The organism is Streptomyces sp. SudanB5_2050, from assembly GCF_964272335.1.
Taxonomy (GTDB): Bacteria; Actinomycetota; Actinomycetes; order Streptomycetales; family Streptomycetaceae; genus Streptomyces; species Streptomyces rochei.
Genome location: NZ_OZ186760.1, coordinates 7,500,256 through 7,516,268, shown reverse-complemented (window position 1 = coordinate 7,516,268; position 16,013 = coordinate 7,500,256). Strand labels below are relative to the sequence as shown.

Below are 16,013 nucleotides of genomic sequence, written 5' to 3'. Positions count from 1 at the left end.
GATACCCCATGGGTATCGTTGCACCGTGGAGCTACGGACCCTGCGTTACTTCGTGGCCGTCGCGGAGGAACTGCACTTCGGCCGGGCCGCCGCCCGACTGCACATGAGCCAGCCGCCGTTGAGCCGGGCGATCAAGCGCTTGGAGGCCGATGTCGGAGCCCTGCTCCTCGCCCGCTCGCCTGCCGGCGTCACCCTCACTCCCGTGGGCAGGGTGCTCCTCGACGAGGCGCGGGCCCTGCTGGACCGCGCCGACCTCGTGCGGGACCGGGTGAGCGCGGCGGCCGGCCCCGCCACCCTCACCGTCGGCATCCTGGGCGACGGCACCGACCCGGGTATCTCCGCGCTGGCCGCCGCGCACCGCCGCGGCCGCCCCGGCATGGACATCCGGGTGCGCGACACGGACCTGACGGACCCGACGTGCGGGTTGCGCGCGGGGCTGGTGGACGTCGCCCTCACCCGGGGACCGTTCGACGAGACCGCCCTGACGGTGCGTGTGCTGCGCACCGACCCGGTCGGCGCCGTGCTGCGCGCCGACGATCCACTGGCCCGCCGCGCCCGGCTGCGGCTGGCCGAGCTGAGCGACCGCCGCTGGTTCCGGTTCCCGCCGGGCACCGACCCCGCCTGGCAGTCGTACTGGCACGGAGGGAGCGCCCGCGAGGGCCCGGTGGTGCGCGCCGTCCAGGAATGCCTGCAGGCCGTGCTGTGGAACGGCACGGTCGGCCTGGCACCCCTCGGGCACGAGCCGCCGGCGGAGTTGGCCGTGGTGCCGCTGGTCGACATGGCGCCGAGCCGGGTGGTGGCGGTGTGGAACGAAGGGGACACCAACCCGTTGATCCGTTCCTTCGTGGAGACCGCCACAGCCGTGTACCGCCGCTGAGCGCGCGTCGGGACGAGGCCGTTGGCGTTCCCCCTCCCCGCCCGTAGGCTGAGCGCTCCGCGGACGCCACACCGCCCGGCCCGCTCACGCCGGCCGGCGGGCGGAGGTTGCGAAGGGGTGTGAGCAGTCGATGACCGACGATCCGGGGCTGCGGCGCTACGGCATGAGGAGCGGGATCGCCGTCGAGGTGCTCGTGCCCGCGGCCACCGTGCTGATCGCGGCGTCGCTGTCCGTCGTCCTGGACGTCGACGCTCCCTGGTGGCTCACCGCCGCCGTCATCGCGGTTCTCCTGCTCCTGAGCGTCTGGGTGGCCGCCGCGATCCGGCGCGCGGTGACGGTCGTCCACGAGGACCACATTCTGATCCGGACGGCGTTCGCGACCAGGCGGGTGGCGTGGGAGGACGTGCAGGACATCCGGATCGAACGGGTCCCGGGCGCGGCCGAGCACGGCCTGCCCGCCAGGGTCGTGGCGCTCTACGACCGCGACGGCCGCCGGCTCTGGCTGCCCCACCTCAACGAACGCGAAGTGCGCCCTCTCGAAGCCGAGTTGGGCTTCCTGCGCGACCTCTGGGTGGGGCGGCGCGGAGCCGGTTGGGCGCCGGTGGCCGAGGTCACCGCCAAGATGAACGCCGTCACGGCCAAGACCGAGGGCCACGCGATGACGTCGGGCACCGTCGCCGCCCTCGCGGGAGGCTGCTCGGCCTTCTTCGCCCTGGGGCTGTTCCTCGCCGTGGGCCTCACCACCGACGTACTGGACGGCGTCCCGGAAGACCTCATGGCCTATGCGCTCTTCGGCACCTTCCCGGCGGTGGGCCTGGTCGTCTACGTGACCTCCGTCCTGCGCCGCGGACGACGCCGCCGCCTGTGAGCCGAAGCCGTCCGGCGGTGGCGACGAACGCCGGCCTCACCCCAGGTGCCGGGCGAGGAACCGGCCCGCGGCCTCCGCTGCGAACTCCGGTACGCCGGTGTGGCCGCCCATGTTGGCGTGCAGCGTCTTCTCCCGGGAGCCGAAGGCGTCGAACAGGTCCAGGGCCGCCTGCCGGTCGTTCCCCTCGTCGTCCCACTGCAGCAGGACGTGCAGCGGGACGGTGACCCGACGCGCCTCCTCCAGGATGACGCGCGGCACGAAGCTCCCGGCGAAGAGCACGACGGCCGAGATACGCGGCTCGACCACCGCGAGGCGGACGCCGAGGGAGATGACTCCGCCCGAGTAGCCCACCGGGCCCCCGATCTCCGGCAGCGCCAGGAGCGCGTCCAGCGCGGCCCGCCATTCCGGGACCGCCCGCTCCACCAACGGCAGGACGAGGGCGTCGACGATCTCGTCGCCGACCCGCTCGCCCGCCCGCACCGCACGGCCCAGCTCGGCGCGGGCCTGTTCGACACCGGGCAGGCGGGGCCGGTCACCGCTTCCCGGCAACTCGATGGTGGCCGAGGCGAATCCGTCGGCCGCGGCATGCCGGGCGCGGGCCGCCAGCCGCGGGTACATCCGGTGGAGTCCGAGCGGCGGGTGTCCCAGCAGGATCAGCGGCGCCGCAGTGGGCGGGGACGCGGACGCGGGGGTCCACAGGATGCCGGGGATCTCACCCAGGGTGAACGCGCGCTCGCGGACGCCGTCGTCGAGGCGCTGTTCGGAGGTGAAGCGCATGGTCGTGCCTTTCGGGAGGGCTGTCGAACGGCGCTCCCGGGCGACCTAGCGCCCGACCGTGGCTGAGGAGGAGAGCACCCCTGTACATCGGTTCACGGGTACCACCTCCTCGGTCTCACGCACGGCCTCCCGGAAGGTAGCAGGGGCGGCATGCCCCCGCCATCGGTTTTCCGGGGCGCCGTCGAGCCGCCGGAGCCGCGGCCGGCCTCTCGATACTCGGCTGCGGTCGGGGCCGGCCGGCCCGTAGGATCCGCGCTCGAGGCGCCGACTCGGTGCCCTGCCAACCGCTGGCACTCGACGGACCGAGGAAGTGTGGGGCCATGAGCAGCCGACTCTTCGCCATCTCCTTCGACGCACACCAGCCGGAATTGCTGGCCCGTTTCTGGTCGGGTCTCCTGGGCGCGGAGAGAACGGACGACCCGTACGGCGGCGTCTCACTGCTGTCCGGCAACGACGCCGGGTACCGGCTCGGCTTCCGCCCCACCCGGGCGCCGAAGACCGCCCAGAACAGGGCGCACTTCGACCTGACCAGCTCCAGCCCGGAGGACCAGCGGCGAACCGTGGCCGGGGCGCTGGACCTCGGTGCGCGACACGCCGACGTCGGCCAGGGGCCGGACGCCTCCCACGTGGTGCTCGCCGACCCCGAGGGCAACGAGTTCTGCGTCCTCGAACCGGGCAACGGCTTCCTCGCCGGCTGCGGCCTCCTCGGAGCGCTGGCCTGCGACGGTACCCGGGCGGTGGGTCGCTTCTGGAGCCGGGCCCTGGGCTGGCCGCTGGTGTGGGACCAGGACGAGGAGACCGCGATCCAGTCGCCGGACGGCGGCACGAAGATCACGTGGGGCGGACCGCCGCTGATGCCCGACGCCGGCAAGGACCTGCGCTTCGACCTCATGGCCGACGACGATCTGGAGGCTGAGGTCGAGCGTCTGCTCTCCCTCGGCGCCGAGCGCGTCGCCGCCGGCGAGTCCGGCGGGCCGGGCGGGCCGGGCGAGGGCGAAGTGGTGCTGGCCGATCCCGACGGCAACGAGTTCCGCCTGCTGGCACGCCGGTGACCGGCAACGGGAAGCGGGGCCCCGCCGTTCGGCAGGACCCCGCCCGTCCGTCGTTCCGGTGGCGTCGGCTCACCGGTCGCCGGCGAACCAGTCCTTCTGCGGCGCCCCGGCCGCGAGCGCACCGCAGTTGGAGCCGTAGTTCCACGCCTGCAGGTTGCCGATGACGCCGCCCCACTCCACGCAGGCGCCGCGCGCCGAGACGTACACGGGACCCGCGTACGAGCGGTACTCGCCCTCGTCGTACTGGTCCTCACCGCTGTCGATGTTGCGCACGTAGGCCACCATGTACGTCGGTGAGCCGGTGCTGTTCCGAACGGTGACGGTGCAGTTCTTGCCGGACGCCGAGTTGTAGGTGAGATGCACCGTGCCGGCGCCGCCGATCGGCATGGAGTTCACCACCTTGTAGCCGGAGCCGCAGACCCCGTTGTACGACGCCGTCGCACCGGTGGTGGCGGCACCGGCGGCCGGAGCCGCCGCCAGCAGCCCCGCCCCCACCGCCACGACGGCGGTCAACGATGCTCCCACGGTCTTCATGGAACGCTTCATGGCACCTCGATCCCTGAACGGACTGGCCTCCCCATGGTGTTGCCGAAGCCACCTATGGAGACCTTTGCGCCCGTTCGGTGGTTGTACGCCGTTGACGGCTGTTTACGGCCATTCGCGTGCGGATCACCGCGTACCGCCATCAGGCAGGGGTGACGGGGCCCCGGCGTTAATCGGGTGCCCGCCCTCCGCGGGAGGCGTTACCTTGGGGGACATGAACGTCATCGGGCGAAGCCTCCTCATGACCGCGCGAGCGACCAGCTCGCCGGTTGCCGCCGCCTGACCTCCTCCCCTTTCCCGCCGGCGACCGGAAACGGACCGCCGGCGGTCGTGCGGTGCCCTGTCCTCCCGCGCCTCGCCCCACCGCCCGCACGGTCTCGTTCTCCGGTTCTCCGGTGCCTCGTTTGCCACCACGCGAAGGAGTCACCCCATGGACACCGAGCACCTGATCCGTACGTTCGTCGAGTACTACGAGGAGCAGGGCCACCGCCCGATCACCGGCTCGACGCTGCTGCCGCCGCCCGGCGACCCGGTGCTGTTCACGACGTCCGGCATGCACCCGCTCACCCCGTATCTGGAGGGCCGCCCGCATCCCTCGGGCCGGCGGCTGGTCAACGTGCAGCGGTGCCTGCGCACCACGGACCTCGACGAGGTCGGCGACAGCACCCACCTGACCGTCTTCCAGATGCTGGGTACCTGGTCGCTGGGCGACTACGAGGGACGGCAGAGCCTCGACTGGGGCTACCGGCTGCTCACCGAAGGACTGGGCATCGATCCGGGCCTGCTGCACGCCACCGTGTTCGGTGGCGACGAGCAGGTCGGGCCGGACACCGACTCGCTCCGGCTGTGGCGGGAGCGGGGGGTGTCCGTGGAACGGACGGTGGAGGACAACTGGTGGTCCAACGGGCCGGTCGGCCCCTGCGGACCCGACTCGGAGATCTTCCTGTGGACGGGCGACACCCCGCCTCCGCCGCACTCCACGCCCACCCGGGACGACCGCTGGGTGGAGGTGTGGAACCACGTCATGATGCGCTACCGCCGACTCGACGACGGCCGCCTCGTGCCCCTGCCGCAGCGCAACGTCGACACCGGCCTCGGTGTGGAACGCCTCGCCTCGCTGCTGCAGGGCGCCTCGTCGGTCTTCGAGTGCGACGTCTTCGAACCGTGGCGGCGTCTCGTGCCCGCCCTGTGGCCCCTTCAGGAACCGTCGCTGCGGCTGGTCTGCGACCACCTGCGCTCGGCCGTCGTGATCATCGGCGACGGGGTACGCCCGGCCCCCACCGGACGGGGCTATGTGCTGCGGCGTCTGGTGCGCCGGGTACTCACCGTGCTGTGGCGGGACGACCCCTCGCGCGGACTCGGCGACCTCCCGCGCGAACCGCTGTCGCACACACTGGACCACTTCCGTCAGGTGGGCGGCCCCGAGCCCGTGCGCCGGCTGCTGCTGGAGGAGGAGCACGGGTTCCGCCGGCTTCTGGAGCGCGGCCGGAAAGTGCTCGCCCGGCCTCGGTTCCGGGGCCCGCTGGGAGAGGAGGACTTCCGCTACCTCCACGACACCCACGGCCTGCCGCGGGAACTGGTGACGAGCCTGCGCGAAGGATGACGCCCCGGCCCGCCGTTCGGTCAGCGGCGGTGGACGCTGACCGCGTAGCCGCCGCCCTCGTAGGGGTCGGCGTCCCAGGTGGCGAAGCGGTCGGTGAGGGTGAGGCCGGCCGCGGCGCAGTGGCCGTCGTACTCGGCCAGCGTGAGGCCGGGGGGCACGGGAAGGTGCTCCCGGTCCAGGCCGAAGCCGGCGACGAGCAGACCGCCCGGCCGCAGGACCCCGGCCAGCGCGGCGGCCACGGCGCCCTCGGTGCCGGGCGCGAGGAGCGGGAAGACGTTGCCGGCGGCGACGACGAGGTCGAAGCCGGCGCCCGCGGTGGACGGGTCGAGGTCGGCCAGGTCCGCCTGCACCCAGGTCAGCCGGGGGGCGCTGCGACGCGCGACGGCCAGCATGGAGGCGTCGCGGTCCACCCCCACCCCGTCGTAGCCGAGCCGGGCGAGTTCGACGAGGACCCTCCCGGTGCCGCAGCCGGCGTCCAGCACCCGGGACCCGGGCGGCACCAGCGCGGCGCACAGGCGTGCCTCGCCGTGCACGTCCTGTCCGCGGTCGGCGAGTTCCGCGAAGCGGGCGGCGTACTGCTCACCGGACGTGCCACCGGTCAGCTGCTCCCATCGGTTCATGGGGGCAAGCCTAAAGGGGAGGCGGTCGACCGGCGGCTCGCACCGTGGCGTCATGCCCGTACGCTGCTCTCCGTCCTTACCGGAGGTCCGTCCTCGAAGGGGAGTCATGACAAGCAGGTTCACCGAGTTGGCCGTCGACTGTCACGATCCGGAGAGGCTCGCGGCCTTCTGGTGCGAGGTCCTCGATTTCCGAGTGATCGACCGGAGTGAGGACAAGGTCGAGATCGGCTCCTGGACACCGACCGTCGAGGAGGTCCGCGCCCGGCAGGCGGCGCCCACGCTGCTGTTCGTCCGGGTGCCCGAGGAGAAGACCGTCAAGAACCGGCTCCACCTCGACGTCAGCCCGGTCGACCGCGGCACCGACGAGGAGGTGACCAGGCTGCTCGGTCTCGGCGCCACCAAGCGGGACGTGGGCCAGGGACCCGACCGGAACTGGGTGGTGATGGCGGACCCCGAGGGCAACGAGTTCTGCGTCTTGCGCACCCTGGCCCCGCGGGACTAGGCCGCGGGCGTGGCGGACGATCGTACGGACTCGGCCTGGGGCACCTTCCTGGAGCTGGGCGATCCGGCGGACGGGTCCTTGCACGTGCGGCTGGCCCGAGCCCTGCGGACCGCGGTGACCGGCGGGCGCATCGCCTCCGGCAGCGCGCTGCCGCCGAGCCGGAGCCTCGCGGCGGACCTGGGGTGCTCGCGGTGGGTGGTGACGGAGGCGTACGCCCAGCTCGTCGCCGAGGGGTACCTGGAGGCGCGCAGCGGCTCGGCCACCAGGGTCCGGGCGGGCGCCGTCGCCGCCCCGGAGGCCGGCGGTGCCGTCGCCGCGCGCTGGGAGCCGGAGTTCGACCTGCTGCCGGGCGTTCCCGACCTGCGGGCGTTTCCCCGCAGACGATGGGCCGAGGCGGTGCGGGAGGCCACCGGCACCCTGGAGTGGGCCGAGCTGGGATATCCCGACGCGGCCGGTCTCGCCCGCCTCCGGCAGCGGCTCGCCGCGTACCTGGTACGCGGGCGCGGCGCGTCGCTGGACGCCCGGCAGCTCGTGGTCTGCGCCGGCACGCTCGACGCGGTGCTCCGGCTGTGCCGCGCCCTGCGGGCGGAGGGCCACACCCATGTGGCCGTGGAGGACCCCGGCTGGTCGCGGCTGGGCGCCACCGTCAGGGCGGCGGGCCTCGTCCCCGTCCCGGTGCCGGTGGACGGTGACGGCCTGCGGGTGGACCTGCTGCGACGGGCGCGGCAGGTCCGGTCGGTGATCGTCGCCCCGGCCCACCAGTTCCCGACCGGTGTGGTCCTCGCCCCGGCCCGCCGTGCCGAGCTGGTCGCCTGGGTCCGCGAGGTCGACGGCCTGGTGCTGGAGGACGACTACGACGCCGAGTTCCGCTACGACCGCCATCCCGTGGGGGCCCTGCAGGGCATGGCCCCGGAGCACGTCGTGCTGATGGGTTCGGTCAGCAAGACCCTCTCGCCGGCCCTGCGGATCGGCTGGGCGGTGGCCCCGCCCCACTGGTCCGCCGTCCTCGGCGCGGAGCACGTCGGAGGCATGCCGCCGCCCGTGATCGACCAGGAGGCGTTCGCCCGTTTCCTGGCCGCGGGGGCCTACGACCGGCACCTGAGGGCGTCGCGGCTGCGCTACAAACGGCGGCGGGACCGCCTGCTGGCCGAACTCGCGGCGTCGCTGCCCGGGTTGCCGGTGTCGGGGGCGGCGGCCGGTTTCCATCTGCTGCTGTCCCTGCCGGACTGCTCGGCCGCCGTGGTGGTCGAGGAGGCGGCCCGGCGGGACGTGAGGCTGGCGGACCTCGACGACCACCGCATGGTGCGGACCTCGGACGCGGCCGGCCGGACGCTGGTCCTCGGGTACGGGAATCTGGCGGACCAGGCCGTGCCCGGTGCCGTGCGGCGCCTGGCGGAGGCCGTCGCCGCGGCCCGGCGCCGGGGCCAGGACCGCGAGCACCGCCACGGCGGCGTCCACGAGCGCGACCGCGAGCGCGACCGGGGCAGCCTCGGCGACGGGGGTGACGGGAGCCGGCGGGCTGACGTGAGGTGGGCGCCCGGGTCGGGCCGCGCCTCGGTCAGCCCCGTGCGGCGTGGTCGAGGCGCGCCCTGAGTTCGACGGGCAGTTCCAGTGCGACGGCGCCCAGCGCTTCGTCCAGTTGCTCGACGGAACTCACGCCCACGATCGGGATCACCGGCGGGTCGCCGCCGAGCAGCCAGGCCAGTACCACCTGGTTGACCGTGGCGCCCAGCTCGGCGGCCACCTCCCGCAGGGCGGTCAGGCGCTGTCCGGTGCCGGGGTGGTCGTAGGCGGCCGGCAGGGACTTGTCCGGCCGTGTGTACGCGCCCGACAGCAGCGACGAGTAGGCCATCAGCGTCAGGTCGGGCTCGGCGCGCACGTAGTCGAGGAGTTCGGCGGTGGCATGGACGTGTCCGCCCTCCGGCAGTCCGATGTCGAGGCGCGGTTGGAGGTAGGAGTAGCGCTGCTGCACACAGGTGTAGCCCGTCCAGCCGTGGGCCCGGGAGGTCGCGCGGGCCCGCTCGGTGCGCCAGGTGGCGTGGTTGGAGCAGCCGAGCACCGCCACCTTGCCGTCGCCGACCAGGCCGTCGAGGGCCCCGAGTGTTTCCTCCAGGGGGACGGACCGGTCCTCGATGTGCGTCCAGTACACGTCGATGCGGTCAGTGCCCAGGCGTCGCAGGCTGTCCTCCGCGGCCTTGCGTATCACCGGTGCCGACAGTCCCTCGGCCGTCTCCAGGCCGGTGCCGGGGACGGTGGGCCGGGCGCCCACCTTGGTGGAGATCACCACGTCGTCGTACCGGCGGCGGTCGGCCAGCCAGCGGCCGATGGTCCGCTCGCTCTCGTCGCCGGTCCCGCCGGGGGCCCAGAAGGCGTAGTTGTCGGCGGTGTCGACGAGATCGCCTCCGGCCTCGACGAACCGGTCGAGGATGGCGAACGACGTCTTCTGGTCCACGGTGGTGCCGAAGGGCAGGGCGCCCAGGCACAGGGCGCTGACGAGGGGGCCGGAGGGCCCCCCGACTCGGCGTCGGAGCATCGGTGTCACCTCGGTCTTCCCCGCACGTCACGACGTGCGGGCTCGGTCAGGAACGGCTCCACCGTAGGGACGGATCGGCCCGGAGTCCCGGTCCGATCCGGCACCGGAAAACCGGACCGATTCCGCCGTGCGGACCGACGGCGCCGGTACCGGGCCCGCCCGGCCGGGCCACGGTGTCGCCGTCACAGGGCGGCGACACCGTGGTCCCCGCTTGCGGAGGCTGCCGTCACCGCGCCGGCCGCCCACCGCGGTAGCGCTGGGCCAGCCTGGCCAGCGCGACCGCGGCGAGCAGCAGCCCGAAGTCGCGCAGCGCGATGTCGTAGTGGCCGGGGACGGTCAGCAGGTTCACGATGATCCCGGCGAGCCATCCGGCGACCAGCCAGCCGCCGAAGCGCGGGGCGACGGCGACGACCAGTCCCGCGACGATCTCGACGACACCGACCGCGTACATCGCCGCCTGAGCGCTGCCGGGGACGAGGTCGTCGATCCACGGCGCGAGGTAGACGGGCCAGTCCACGAGCAGGTCGGCGAACTTGTCCAGCCCGAACAGGATCGGCGCCACCGTGAACCCGGCGCGCAGGATGACGAACGCCTGGTAGCCGGGATCGGCGAGTGCGGACCGCCCGGGTGCGGCGGAGGTGTGGGGTGTGGTTGCGGACGACATGACGACCCTCTCTTCTATCGACAACTCTCACTATCGATAGAAGCGCGCGGGGCATCTATAGTCAATGGATGTGGGTTTTACACTGGTGTTCATGGAGCACCCGAAAGAAGGACAAGGACCCGGCACCGACGTCTCCGCCGTCGCCGCGCTCGACGAGCCGACCCGCAGGAGGCTGTACGACCACGTCGTGCGGCAGCCGGCGCCGGTCAGCCGCGACGAGGCCGCCTCGGCGCTCGGACTCGCCCGCCAGACCGCGGCCTTCCACCTGGACCGCCTGGCCGACGAGTCGCTGCTCGACGTCGTCTACGAGCGGCGCAGCGGGCGCACCGGCCCGGGAGCCGGCCGCCCGGCGAAGCTCTACAAGCGCTCCGCCAAGCAGGTCGCCGTCAGCCTGCCCGAGCGCCACTACGAACTGGCCGGACGGCTCCTCGCCCAGGCGCTGGAGGAGTCCGAGGCCACCGGGGAGCCGGTGCGGGAGGTCCTGCACCGCAAGGCCCGGGAACTCGGCGTCCGGCTCGCCGGCCGCACGCGGACGGACGTCTTCGCCCTGCTGGAGGAGAACGGCTTCGAGCCGCGCCACGAGGGTGACGCCGTCGTGCTGGGCAACTGTCCCTTCCACGCGCTCGCCCGCGACCACACCCGGACGGTGTGCGGCATGAACCTCCACCTGCTCGGCGGGGTCCTGGAAGGGCTCGGGGACACTGGCTTGCGGCCCCGCCTGGCACCCGCCCCCGACCACTGCTGCGTCCGCCTGGAACCGGCCTCCGCCGCACCCGCCCCCGCGTCCTGACCGGGGCCGCCGTCCGACGCCCCCGCCCCGCTCACCTTCCCCTTCGTCCGAGGAGCACGTGATGGACCTCGCCGCACCGGCCACCGACCACGCGACGCCCCACGCCGGGCCGCCCGCCTCCCCCGCCGGTCCGCCTGGCCCGCGGACAACCGCCTCGGTCAGTCCGCTGCGCGTCGTCCACGACACCGACGGCGTCGACCTGGCCGAAGCCGAAGGCGCCGCGGCCCGCTTCCTGCGGGCGCTCGGCGTCGACCTCGACGGCGAGAGTCTGGGCGACACCCCCGGCCGCATGGCCCGCGCCTACGCCGAGCTGTTCAGCCCCCGCCCCTTCGACCTCACCACGTTCCCCAACGACGAGGGCTACGACGAGCTGGTGCTGGCGCGCGGCATCCCCGTCCGGTCGGTGTGCGAGCACCACATGCTGCCCGTCGTCGGCACCGCCCACGTCGGCTACCTGCCCGGCGACCGCATCCTCGGGCTCTCCAAACTCGCCCGCGTCGTGGAGCACTTCGCCTGCCGCCCCCAGGTCCAGGAACGCCTCACCAAGCAGGTCGCCGACTGGCTGGACACCCACCTCGCGCCCAAGGGCGTCGGCGTGGTGATCGAGGCGGAGCACAGCTGCATGACCCTGCGCGGGGTCCGGGCCACCGGCTCCACCACCCTGACCTCGACCCTTCTCGGCTCCTTCCGCCACGACGCCCGCTCCCGCGCCGAGTTCCTGTCCCTGACCGGCTTGTCGTCCTGAGCCGTGTCCCCGGCTCTCCGGTCGGCGGGCGGGGAGCAGACGCGCGCGGAGCCGGTGCCGGCGGCTCGTCCGCCCGCCGGCACCGGCTCCGCGATACGGGGTAGGGCCTGGGTCACTCCCCCGGCCGGATGCGCCCGCGCCACGCACCGGTCTCGCCGCCGCGGCCCTCGATGTACTCCTTGAAGCGGTGCATGTCCCCCTTGACCCGCCGGTCGATCACGCCCAGCATGTCGCCGGTCTTCTCGGCGACACCGGTGGGCTCGACCTCCATGACGAGCTCGACCCTGGTGTGCGTGTCGTCCAGGCGCTGGAAGCGGACCGTGCCCTTCTGCCGGGTGTCCCCCGTGGTGGTGCGCCATGTGATGCGCTCGTCGGGGAGCTGGTCGACGATCTCGGTGTCGAACTCGCGCTTCACGCCGCTGACCTGGGTGGTCCAGTGGTTGCGGCGGTCGTCGAGCTGCGTCACCTTCTCCACCCCCTCCATGAACCGCGGGAACTCCTCGAACTGCGTCCACTGGTTGTAGGCGGTGTGCACGGGGACCTCGACTTCCACCGCTTCCTTGACCGTGCTCATCTGACAACCTTCCTCTCTACCGGATGCGTCGTGCTCCGCGCCGAGGACCGGCGAGCGGCCTCGGCACGCCCACGCGGGTACCCCGGGAACACGCCTGTAACGTCCGGGCGGCGCCGGCCCGTGTCGCCGCTCACCTCCGCCCACCGCCCCGTTCGCGCGGGACCGCCGCCTCGGGAGCGGGTGAGCCGTTCCAGCTCATGCGCGACCACGGCAGAACGAGTTCGTCCGTACCGCGCACCTGACGGGGCGCCAGGTCATCGACCCGCGCCGCCTCCCGGTGCCGGCCGAAGACGGTGTCGACGTAGCGGTGACCGGTGTCGGCCGCGATGAACAGGACCGTCCGGCCGGGGTCCTCGCCCCGTTCCCAGCGGGCGGCGAGGTAGGCGGCCCCGGTGGAGAGTCCGGCGAAGACGGCGTGCCGGCGCAGCAGGTCGACGCTGCCCGCGAGGGCGGCGTCGAAGGCCACCCAGTGAACGGTGTCGTAGTGGTCGTGACGGACGTTGCCGAAGGGGATGGAACTGCCGATCCCGGCGATGATGATCTCCGGGTCGGCGACGTGCTCGCTGCCGAAGGTGACGCTCCCGTACGGCTGGACACCGACGAGCCGCACATCGACGGAACGTTTCCGCAGATAGTGGGCGAGGGCGCCGGTGGAGGCCCCCGAGCCCACGCCGCCGACGAGGACCAGCGGTCCGCCGTCCGTCTCCGCCAGGATCCGCTCGGCGACGGCCTCGTAGCCGAGGTAGTGGACGTCGTCGTGGTACTGGCGCATCCAGTGGTAGTCGGGGTGGTCGCGCAGGATCTCCCGGACGCGGGCGACCCGGCGGCTCTGGTCCAGTTTGAGGTCGGCGGTGGGCCGCATCTGCTCCAGGTGCGCGCCGAGCACGTCGAGTTGGGTGCGCAGGGTGTGGTCGACGGTGGTGGAGCCGACGATGTGGCAGCGCATGCCGTAGCGGTGGCAGGCCAGGGCGAGGGCGTAGGCGTAGATGCCGCTGGAGCTGTCGACGAGGGTGTCCCCGCGGCGTACCGCTCCGGTGTCGAGCAGGTGGCGCACGGCGGCCAGGGCCGAGACGACCTTCATCGTCTCGAAGCGCAGGCAGACGAGTTCGCCGTCGAGGCGTATCAGGTCCGGTCGGCCGACGGCGTCCGAGATGTGTGCGTCCACGGGGGAACTCCTCGCTGGTGGGGGGTCGCGAACGTGGTGAAGGTCCGGGTCTGCGGGATGCCTGCGCGGTCCAGGGCGCGGGCGCAGCGGCGCAGCCGGCGGTGCAGGCCGGGGGTGCGGGGGTCGTAGAGGAGGCCCGCCACGTTGCCGCTGTGGGCGATCTGGACACCGGCGGCGCCCGTGCTGTCGGCGATGCCGGTGAGCGCCGGGAACTCCCGGTGCCGCAGGACGCGTTGCCGCATCCGGGCGCTGGCCGTGCTCACCCGGCCGAGCAGCGCGGTGTCGGCGTCGGTCACCGCCCGGCGGAGCATGCGCCGCAGGTGCTCGTAGGCGTGGAGGTCCTCGCCGTGGTCGGGGGCGGGGAGCGAGAGGGTGTCGACCGGTTCCCCACCGCCGAGCGCGCACCCGACCACCACGGCGGGCGGCAGGGCGGTGCCGAGCGTTTCCAGGACCCGGCCCTCACGCTGGGCGAAGAGCAGCGGACGTGATCCGTGCATCAGGGGGTCGCTGGCACCCTCGGCGCGCACCGCGATCCGGGCGATCGTCCGGGGCGGCAGCAGCAGGCCCCACGAGGCGGCGACCGCGCGCACCGTGGCGATGACGTCGCTGGTGGACGAGCCCATGCCGAGTCCGACGGGGAGGTCTCCGGTGAGCACCAGTTCCCCGCCGCACGGTTCGCGGCGGCGGCGCGCCGCGCACGCGTGCACGGCGAGGACGGCCGCCGCCCGCGCCTTGGTCCGGCCGGCCGGCGAGACCGTCACCTCCTCGGGCGGGCATCCGGGCCGCTGGGTGAAGCGGGCGGTGCTCCCCCGCCCGACGACCGGCAGGGTGACCAGTCCGTGGCAGGGGCGGCGGCGCTCGTCGAGGAAGACGCCCTGCAGGATCTCGCCGTGGTGGGCGGCGGCGCGGCCGGTACCCGTCGCGCCGCGGGCGGCGGCGTCGGGCCGGGCCGACCGGCGGGTGGCAGCCGTCATGCGGTGGCCGCCGCCCGGTAGCGGTACAGGGTCGTGGGTTCCGCGCTGAACTGGGAGAAGGGGAAGGGTTCCGCGGACAGGGCGGTCACCCCCGCCCCGAGGAACGCGCGCGCCACGGCGCTGCCGGACTGGGCGTAGACCACCAGGGGCACGCCGCGTTCGCGGCAACGGGCCACGATGGTGTCGAAGCTGCCGTTGCCCAGGGTCATGCCGGTGGCGACCACCGCGTCGGCGGTGTCGAGCACCTCGTGCATGTCGTCGGCGACCGGGTCGCCCCACCGGGTGGTGCGCAGGTTGAAGTCGCAGAGCAGGGGCGTGCCGCCGCGCTCACGGATGGCGGCGACGAGCGGGTCGACCACCCCGATCAGTGCGACCCGCGCGCCGGCCGGGATGTCCAGGAGCCCGGCGATGGCCTCGTCCCGGGCCCTCGCCCGGATCTCGGGCGTACCGGCGGGCAGGGTGACCCGTTCCGCCGCGGCCGCCTCGCGGTGCGGTCGTGCCGCACCGAGGTAGGCGTCGAGCGCGGCGATCCGCAGCGGGCGGGGCGCCTCGCGCAGCAGGGTGTCGAGCGGGGTGCCGGAGGCGTCGCGGCACACGGAGGGGTCGACCTCGCCCGCTTCGAAGGCACAGCCGCCGAAGGCACCGCCCAGACGGACGAGGACGTACTGGTTGAGGTACGTGGTGTTCCCGCCGGCCAGCCGGGTGCCGTGGTGGACCCAGAACACGCTGGTGGCCACCAGTCCGTCGGGACGGGGACCGTGCTCGCCCGCCAGGACGCCGGCCAGGAGTTCGTCGGTGTTCTTCATCGCTGCCCTCCGGTGCGGGGCGTGTCGTGGGTGATGCGGAAGAGGAAGGTCAGCACGCCGTCCCGCCAGTCGTGCAGGTGGTCGACGCGGGGGCTGAGTCCGTGGTCGAGGGCGTGCCGCACGATCGCCCGCAGGTCGGCGGTGTTGGAGGCGATGAGGTAGATCTCGCCGTCGGGGGCGAGGAGGTCCCGTTCCACGATCTGGGCGAAGAACCTGGCGAGGAGCGGCGCGCCCACGCACACGTTGCGGACGACGTCGGGGTCGTCGCTGACGGTCTGGCTGACGGCGGGCGGGTTGAAGGTGACGACGTCCAGGCGGACTTCGTCCGGGAGCGCGTCGAAGACGTCGCTCACCAGCGGGTGGAAGGCGGTGTCCGGGCGTTCGCCGACGAGCCGCCGGTAGTGGCGGGTGGCGGCGGCCACGCTCGGCGGGTGGACGTCGATCGCGTGGATCTCCGTGGCTCCCCGCAGCCCCGCGGCCACGGCCTCGACGCCGAGTCCGACGCCCATGGCGGCGTAGCGGCGGCCGCGGGTCTCGATCCGGCCGTCGAGCAGCCGTTCGTGGATCAGCCGGCTGGTCCAGCCCGGGACGAAGACGCCGGGCGGGACGGCGAAGGTCCAGCCGTTCCACTCGTAGGAACGGGTCGTGTGCAGGTCCGCCTTGGGCTGGTTGAGGGCGATGATCCGGTCGGCGGGGAGGGGCGGGGGCAACTGTTCGAGCAGGGCGGAAGCGGTCGTCGTGAGGTCCATGGGGGTCCTTGGGTGGTCGTCGACGTGGTCTCAGGTCCGCGTCGGGAGAGGTCCCGCAGCGGGCCGAGAGCACCTTAATGGAAATGATTGTCATTGCGATAGTCTGCCTCGCGGCCGGTCCGCACCCGGCCCTCGACCCCGTACACGACAGGAGCGCGCCCTCGTGCCGAC

18 protein-coding genes are annotated in these 16,013 nt (G+C 73.5%); 8 read left to right on the top strand and 10 right to left on the bottom strand.

The window, feature by feature from the left end; genetic code table 11:
- Positions 1 to 25 precede the first annotated feature (25 nt).
- Together ACFZP7_RS32910 and ACFZP7_RS32905 are read left to right on the top strand one after the other, a co-directional pair.
- Positions 26 to 877 carry a LysR family transcriptional regulator gene (locus ACFZP7_RS32910; RefSeq protein ID WP_385637749.1) on the top strand — a complete coding sequence of 284 codons (852 nt, stop codon included), beginning with the start codon at positions 26 to 28 and terminating at the stop codon, positions 875 to 877.
- 130 nt (positions 878 to 1,007) lie between these two features.
- Positions 1,008 to 1,745 carry a PH domain-containing protein gene (locus tag ACFZP7_RS32905; RefSeq protein WP_228899634.1) on the top strand — a complete coding sequence of 246 codons (738 nt, stop codon included), beginning with the start codon at positions 1,008 to 1,010 and terminating at the stop codon, positions 1,743 to 1,745.
- Positions 1,746 to 1,781: 36 nt separating this feature from the next.
- Here the strand turns inward: ACFZP7_RS32905 and ACFZP7_RS32900 are convergent, their stop codons facing one another.
- Positions 1,782 to 2,522, bottom strand: coding sequence for an alpha/beta hydrolase (locus tag ACFZP7_RS32900; protein WP_385637747.1), 741 nt, complete (start codon positions 2,520 to 2,522; stop codon positions 1,782 to 1,784).
- A gap of 320 nt (positions 2,523 to 2,842) precedes the next feature.
- On the opposite strand from ACFZP7_RS32900, the gene ACFZP7_RS32895 reads away from it, so the two are divergent.
- Entirely contained in the window at positions 2,843 to 3,574 is a 732-nt protein-coding gene (locus ACFZP7_RS32895) for a VOC family protein (RefSeq protein ID WP_385637745.1), read from the top strand.
- Positions 3,575 to 3,643: 69 nt separating this feature from the next.
- Here ACFZP7_RS32895 and ACFZP7_RS32890 read toward each other — a convergent pair whose 3' ends face one another.
- A complete protein-coding gene (locus ACFZP7_RS32890) occupies positions 3,644 to 4,108 on the bottom strand; it encodes a spore-associated protein A (RefSeq protein WP_385638564.1) in 465 nt (154 codons plus the stop codon).
- 439 nt (positions 4,109 to 4,547) lie between these two features.
- On the opposite strand from ACFZP7_RS32890, the gene ACFZP7_RS32885 reads away from it, so the two are divergent.
- Positions 4,548 to 5,720 carry an alanine--tRNA ligase-related protein gene (locus tag ACFZP7_RS32885; RefSeq protein WP_385637742.1) on the top strand — a complete coding sequence of 391 codons (1,173 nt, stop codon included), beginning with the start codon at positions 4,548 to 4,550 and terminating at the stop codon, positions 5,718 to 5,720.
- 20 nt (positions 5,721 to 5,740) lie between these two features.
- Here ACFZP7_RS32885 and ACFZP7_RS32880 read toward each other — a convergent pair whose 3' ends face one another.
- Entirely contained in the window at positions 5,741 to 6,340 is a 600-nt protein-coding gene (locus tag ACFZP7_RS32880) for a bifunctional 2-polyprenyl-6-hydroxyphenol methylase/3-demethylubiquinol 3-O-methyltransferase UbiG (protein ID WP_019328207.1), read from the bottom strand.
- A 106-nt stretch (positions 6,341 to 6,446) separates the two neighbouring features.
- Here ACFZP7_RS32880 and ACFZP7_RS32875 point away from each other — a divergent pair, with 106 nt between their 5' ends.
- Together ACFZP7_RS32875 and ACFZP7_RS32870 are read left to right on the top strand one after the other, a co-directional pair.
- Complete coding sequence (locus ACFZP7_RS32875) at positions 6,447 to 6,842, top strand: VOC family protein (protein ID WP_019328206.1); 396 nt, start codon at positions 6,447 to 6,449, stop codon at positions 6,840 to 6,842.
- A 9-nt stretch (positions 6,843 to 6,851) separates the two neighbouring features.
- Positions 6,852 to 8,435, top strand: a complete 1,584-nt coding sequence (locus ACFZP7_RS32870) for a PLP-dependent aminotransferase family protein (protein ID WP_385637739.1) — start codon at positions 6,852 to 6,854, stop codon at positions 8,433 to 8,435.
- Here ACFZP7_RS32870 and ACFZP7_RS32865 read toward each other — a convergent pair.
- Positions 8,401 to 9,375, bottom strand: coding sequence for an aldo/keto reductase (locus tag ACFZP7_RS32865; protein ID WP_019328204.1), 975 nt, complete (start codon positions 9,373 to 9,375; stop codon positions 8,401 to 8,403). The genes ACFZP7_RS32870 and ACFZP7_RS32865 overlap by 35 nt on opposite strands.
- A gap of 226 nt (positions 9,376 to 9,601) precedes the next feature.
- A complete protein-coding gene (locus tag ACFZP7_RS32860) occupies positions 9,602 to 10,039 on the bottom strand; it encodes a hypothetical protein (protein ID WP_031014916.1) in 438 nt (145 codons plus the stop codon).
- Positions 10,040 to 10,124: 85 nt separating this feature from the next.
- Between ACFZP7_RS32860 and ACFZP7_RS32855 the strand changes: the two genes are divergently transcribed.
- Entirely contained in the window at positions 10,125 to 10,829 is a 705-nt protein-coding gene (locus ACFZP7_RS32855) for a helix-turn-helix transcriptional regulator (RefSeq protein ID WP_385638561.1), read from the top strand.
- Positions 10,830 to 10,890: 61 nt separating this feature from the next.
- Complete coding sequence (folE, locus tag ACFZP7_RS32850; RefSeq protein ID WP_385637737.1) at positions 10,891 to 11,574, top strand: GTP cyclohydrolase I FolE; 684 nt, start codon at positions 10,891 to 10,893, stop codon at positions 11,572 to 11,574.
- Between the two features lie 112 nt (positions 11,575 to 11,686).
- On the opposite strand, the gene ACFZP7_RS32845 is transcribed toward folE, so the two are convergent.
- The 5 genes from ACFZP7_RS32845 to ACFZP7_RS32825 form a co-directional block, all read right to left on the bottom strand.
- A complete protein-coding gene (locus tag ACFZP7_RS32845; protein WP_030968494.1) occupies positions 11,687 to 12,148 on the bottom strand; it encodes an SRPBCC family protein in 462 nt (153 codons plus the stop codon).
- 130 nt (positions 12,149 to 12,278) lie between these two features.
- Complete coding sequence (locus tag ACFZP7_RS32840) at positions 12,279 to 13,313, bottom strand: pyridoxal-phosphate dependent enzyme (protein ID WP_086875925.1); 1,035 nt, start codon at positions 13,311 to 13,313, stop codon at positions 12,279 to 12,281.
- Complete coding sequence (locus tag ACFZP7_RS32835) at positions 13,271 to 14,287, bottom strand: GHMP kinase (protein ID WP_385637735.1); 1,017 nt, start codon at positions 14,285 to 14,287, stop codon at positions 13,271 to 13,273. Before ACFZP7_RS32835 ends, ACFZP7_RS32840 begins: the two co-directional genes overlap by 43 nt.
- A complete protein-coding gene (locus tag ACFZP7_RS32830) occupies positions 14,284 to 15,093 on the bottom strand; it encodes a Rossmann-like domain-containing protein (RefSeq protein ID WP_385637734.1) in 810 nt (269 codons plus the stop codon). The genes ACFZP7_RS32835 and ACFZP7_RS32830 overlap by 4 nt, the downstream gene beginning before the upstream one ends.
- Positions 15,090 to 15,842, bottom strand: coding sequence for a methyltransferase (locus tag ACFZP7_RS32825; protein WP_385637732.1), 753 nt, complete (start codon positions 15,840 to 15,842; stop codon positions 15,090 to 15,092). Before ACFZP7_RS32825 ends, ACFZP7_RS32830 begins: the two co-directional genes overlap by 4 nt.
- Positions 15,843 to 16,013: the final 171 nt, after the last annotated feature.

Coding starts and splice junctions, on each gene's coding strand:
- ACFZP7_RS32905 (WP_228899634.1), top strand. CDS start 1,008: ATGACCGACGATCCGGGGCTGCGGCGCTACGGCATGAGGAGCGGGATC.
- ACFZP7_RS32900 (WP_385637747.1), bottom strand. CDS start 2,522: ATGCGCTTCACCTCCGAACAGCGCCTCGACGACGGCGTCCGCGAGCGC.
- ACFZP7_RS32895 (WP_385637745.1), top strand. CDS start 2,843: ATGAGCAGCCGACTCTTCGCCATCTCCTTCGACGCACACCAGCCGGAA.
- ACFZP7_RS32890 (WP_385638564.1), bottom strand. CDS start 4,108: ATGAAGACCGTGGGAGCATCGTTGACCGCCGTCGTGGCGGTGGGGGCG.
- ACFZP7_RS32885 (WP_385637742.1), top strand. CDS start 4,548: ATGGACACCGAGCACCTGATCCGTACGTTCGTCGAGTACTACGAGGAG.
- ACFZP7_RS32880 (WP_019328207.1), bottom strand. CDS start 6,340: ATGAACCGATGGGAGCAGCTGACCGGTGGCACGTCCGGTGAGCAGTAC.
- ACFZP7_RS32875 (WP_019328206.1), top strand. CDS start 6,447: ATGACAAGCAGGTTCACCGAGTTGGCCGTCGACTGTCACGATCCGGAG.
- ACFZP7_RS32865 (WP_019328204.1), bottom strand. CDS start 9,375: ATGCTCCGACGCCGAGTCGGGGGGCCCTCCGGCCCCCTCGTCAGCGCC.
- ACFZP7_RS32860 (WP_031014916.1), bottom strand. CDS start 10,039: ATGTCGTCCGCAACCACACCCCACACCTCCGCCGCACCCGGGCGGTCC.
- folE (WP_385637737.1), top strand. CDS start 10,891: ATGGACCTCGCCGCACCGGCCACCGACCACGCGACGCCCCACGCCGGG.
- ACFZP7_RS32845 (WP_030968494.1), bottom strand. CDS start 12,148: ATGAGCACGGTCAAGGAAGCGGTGGAAGTCGAGGTCCCCGTGCACACC.
- ACFZP7_RS32835 (WP_385637735.1), bottom strand. CDS start 14,287: ATGACGGCTGCCACCCGCCGGTCGGCCCGGCCCGACGCCGCCGCCCGC.
- ACFZP7_RS32830 (WP_385637734.1), bottom strand. CDS start 15,093: ATGAAGAACACCGACGAACTCCTGGCCGGCGTCCTGGCGGGCGAGCAC.
- ACFZP7_RS32825 (WP_385637732.1), bottom strand. CDS start 15,842: ATGGACCTCACGACGACCGCTTCCGCCCTGCTCGAACAGTTGCCCCCG.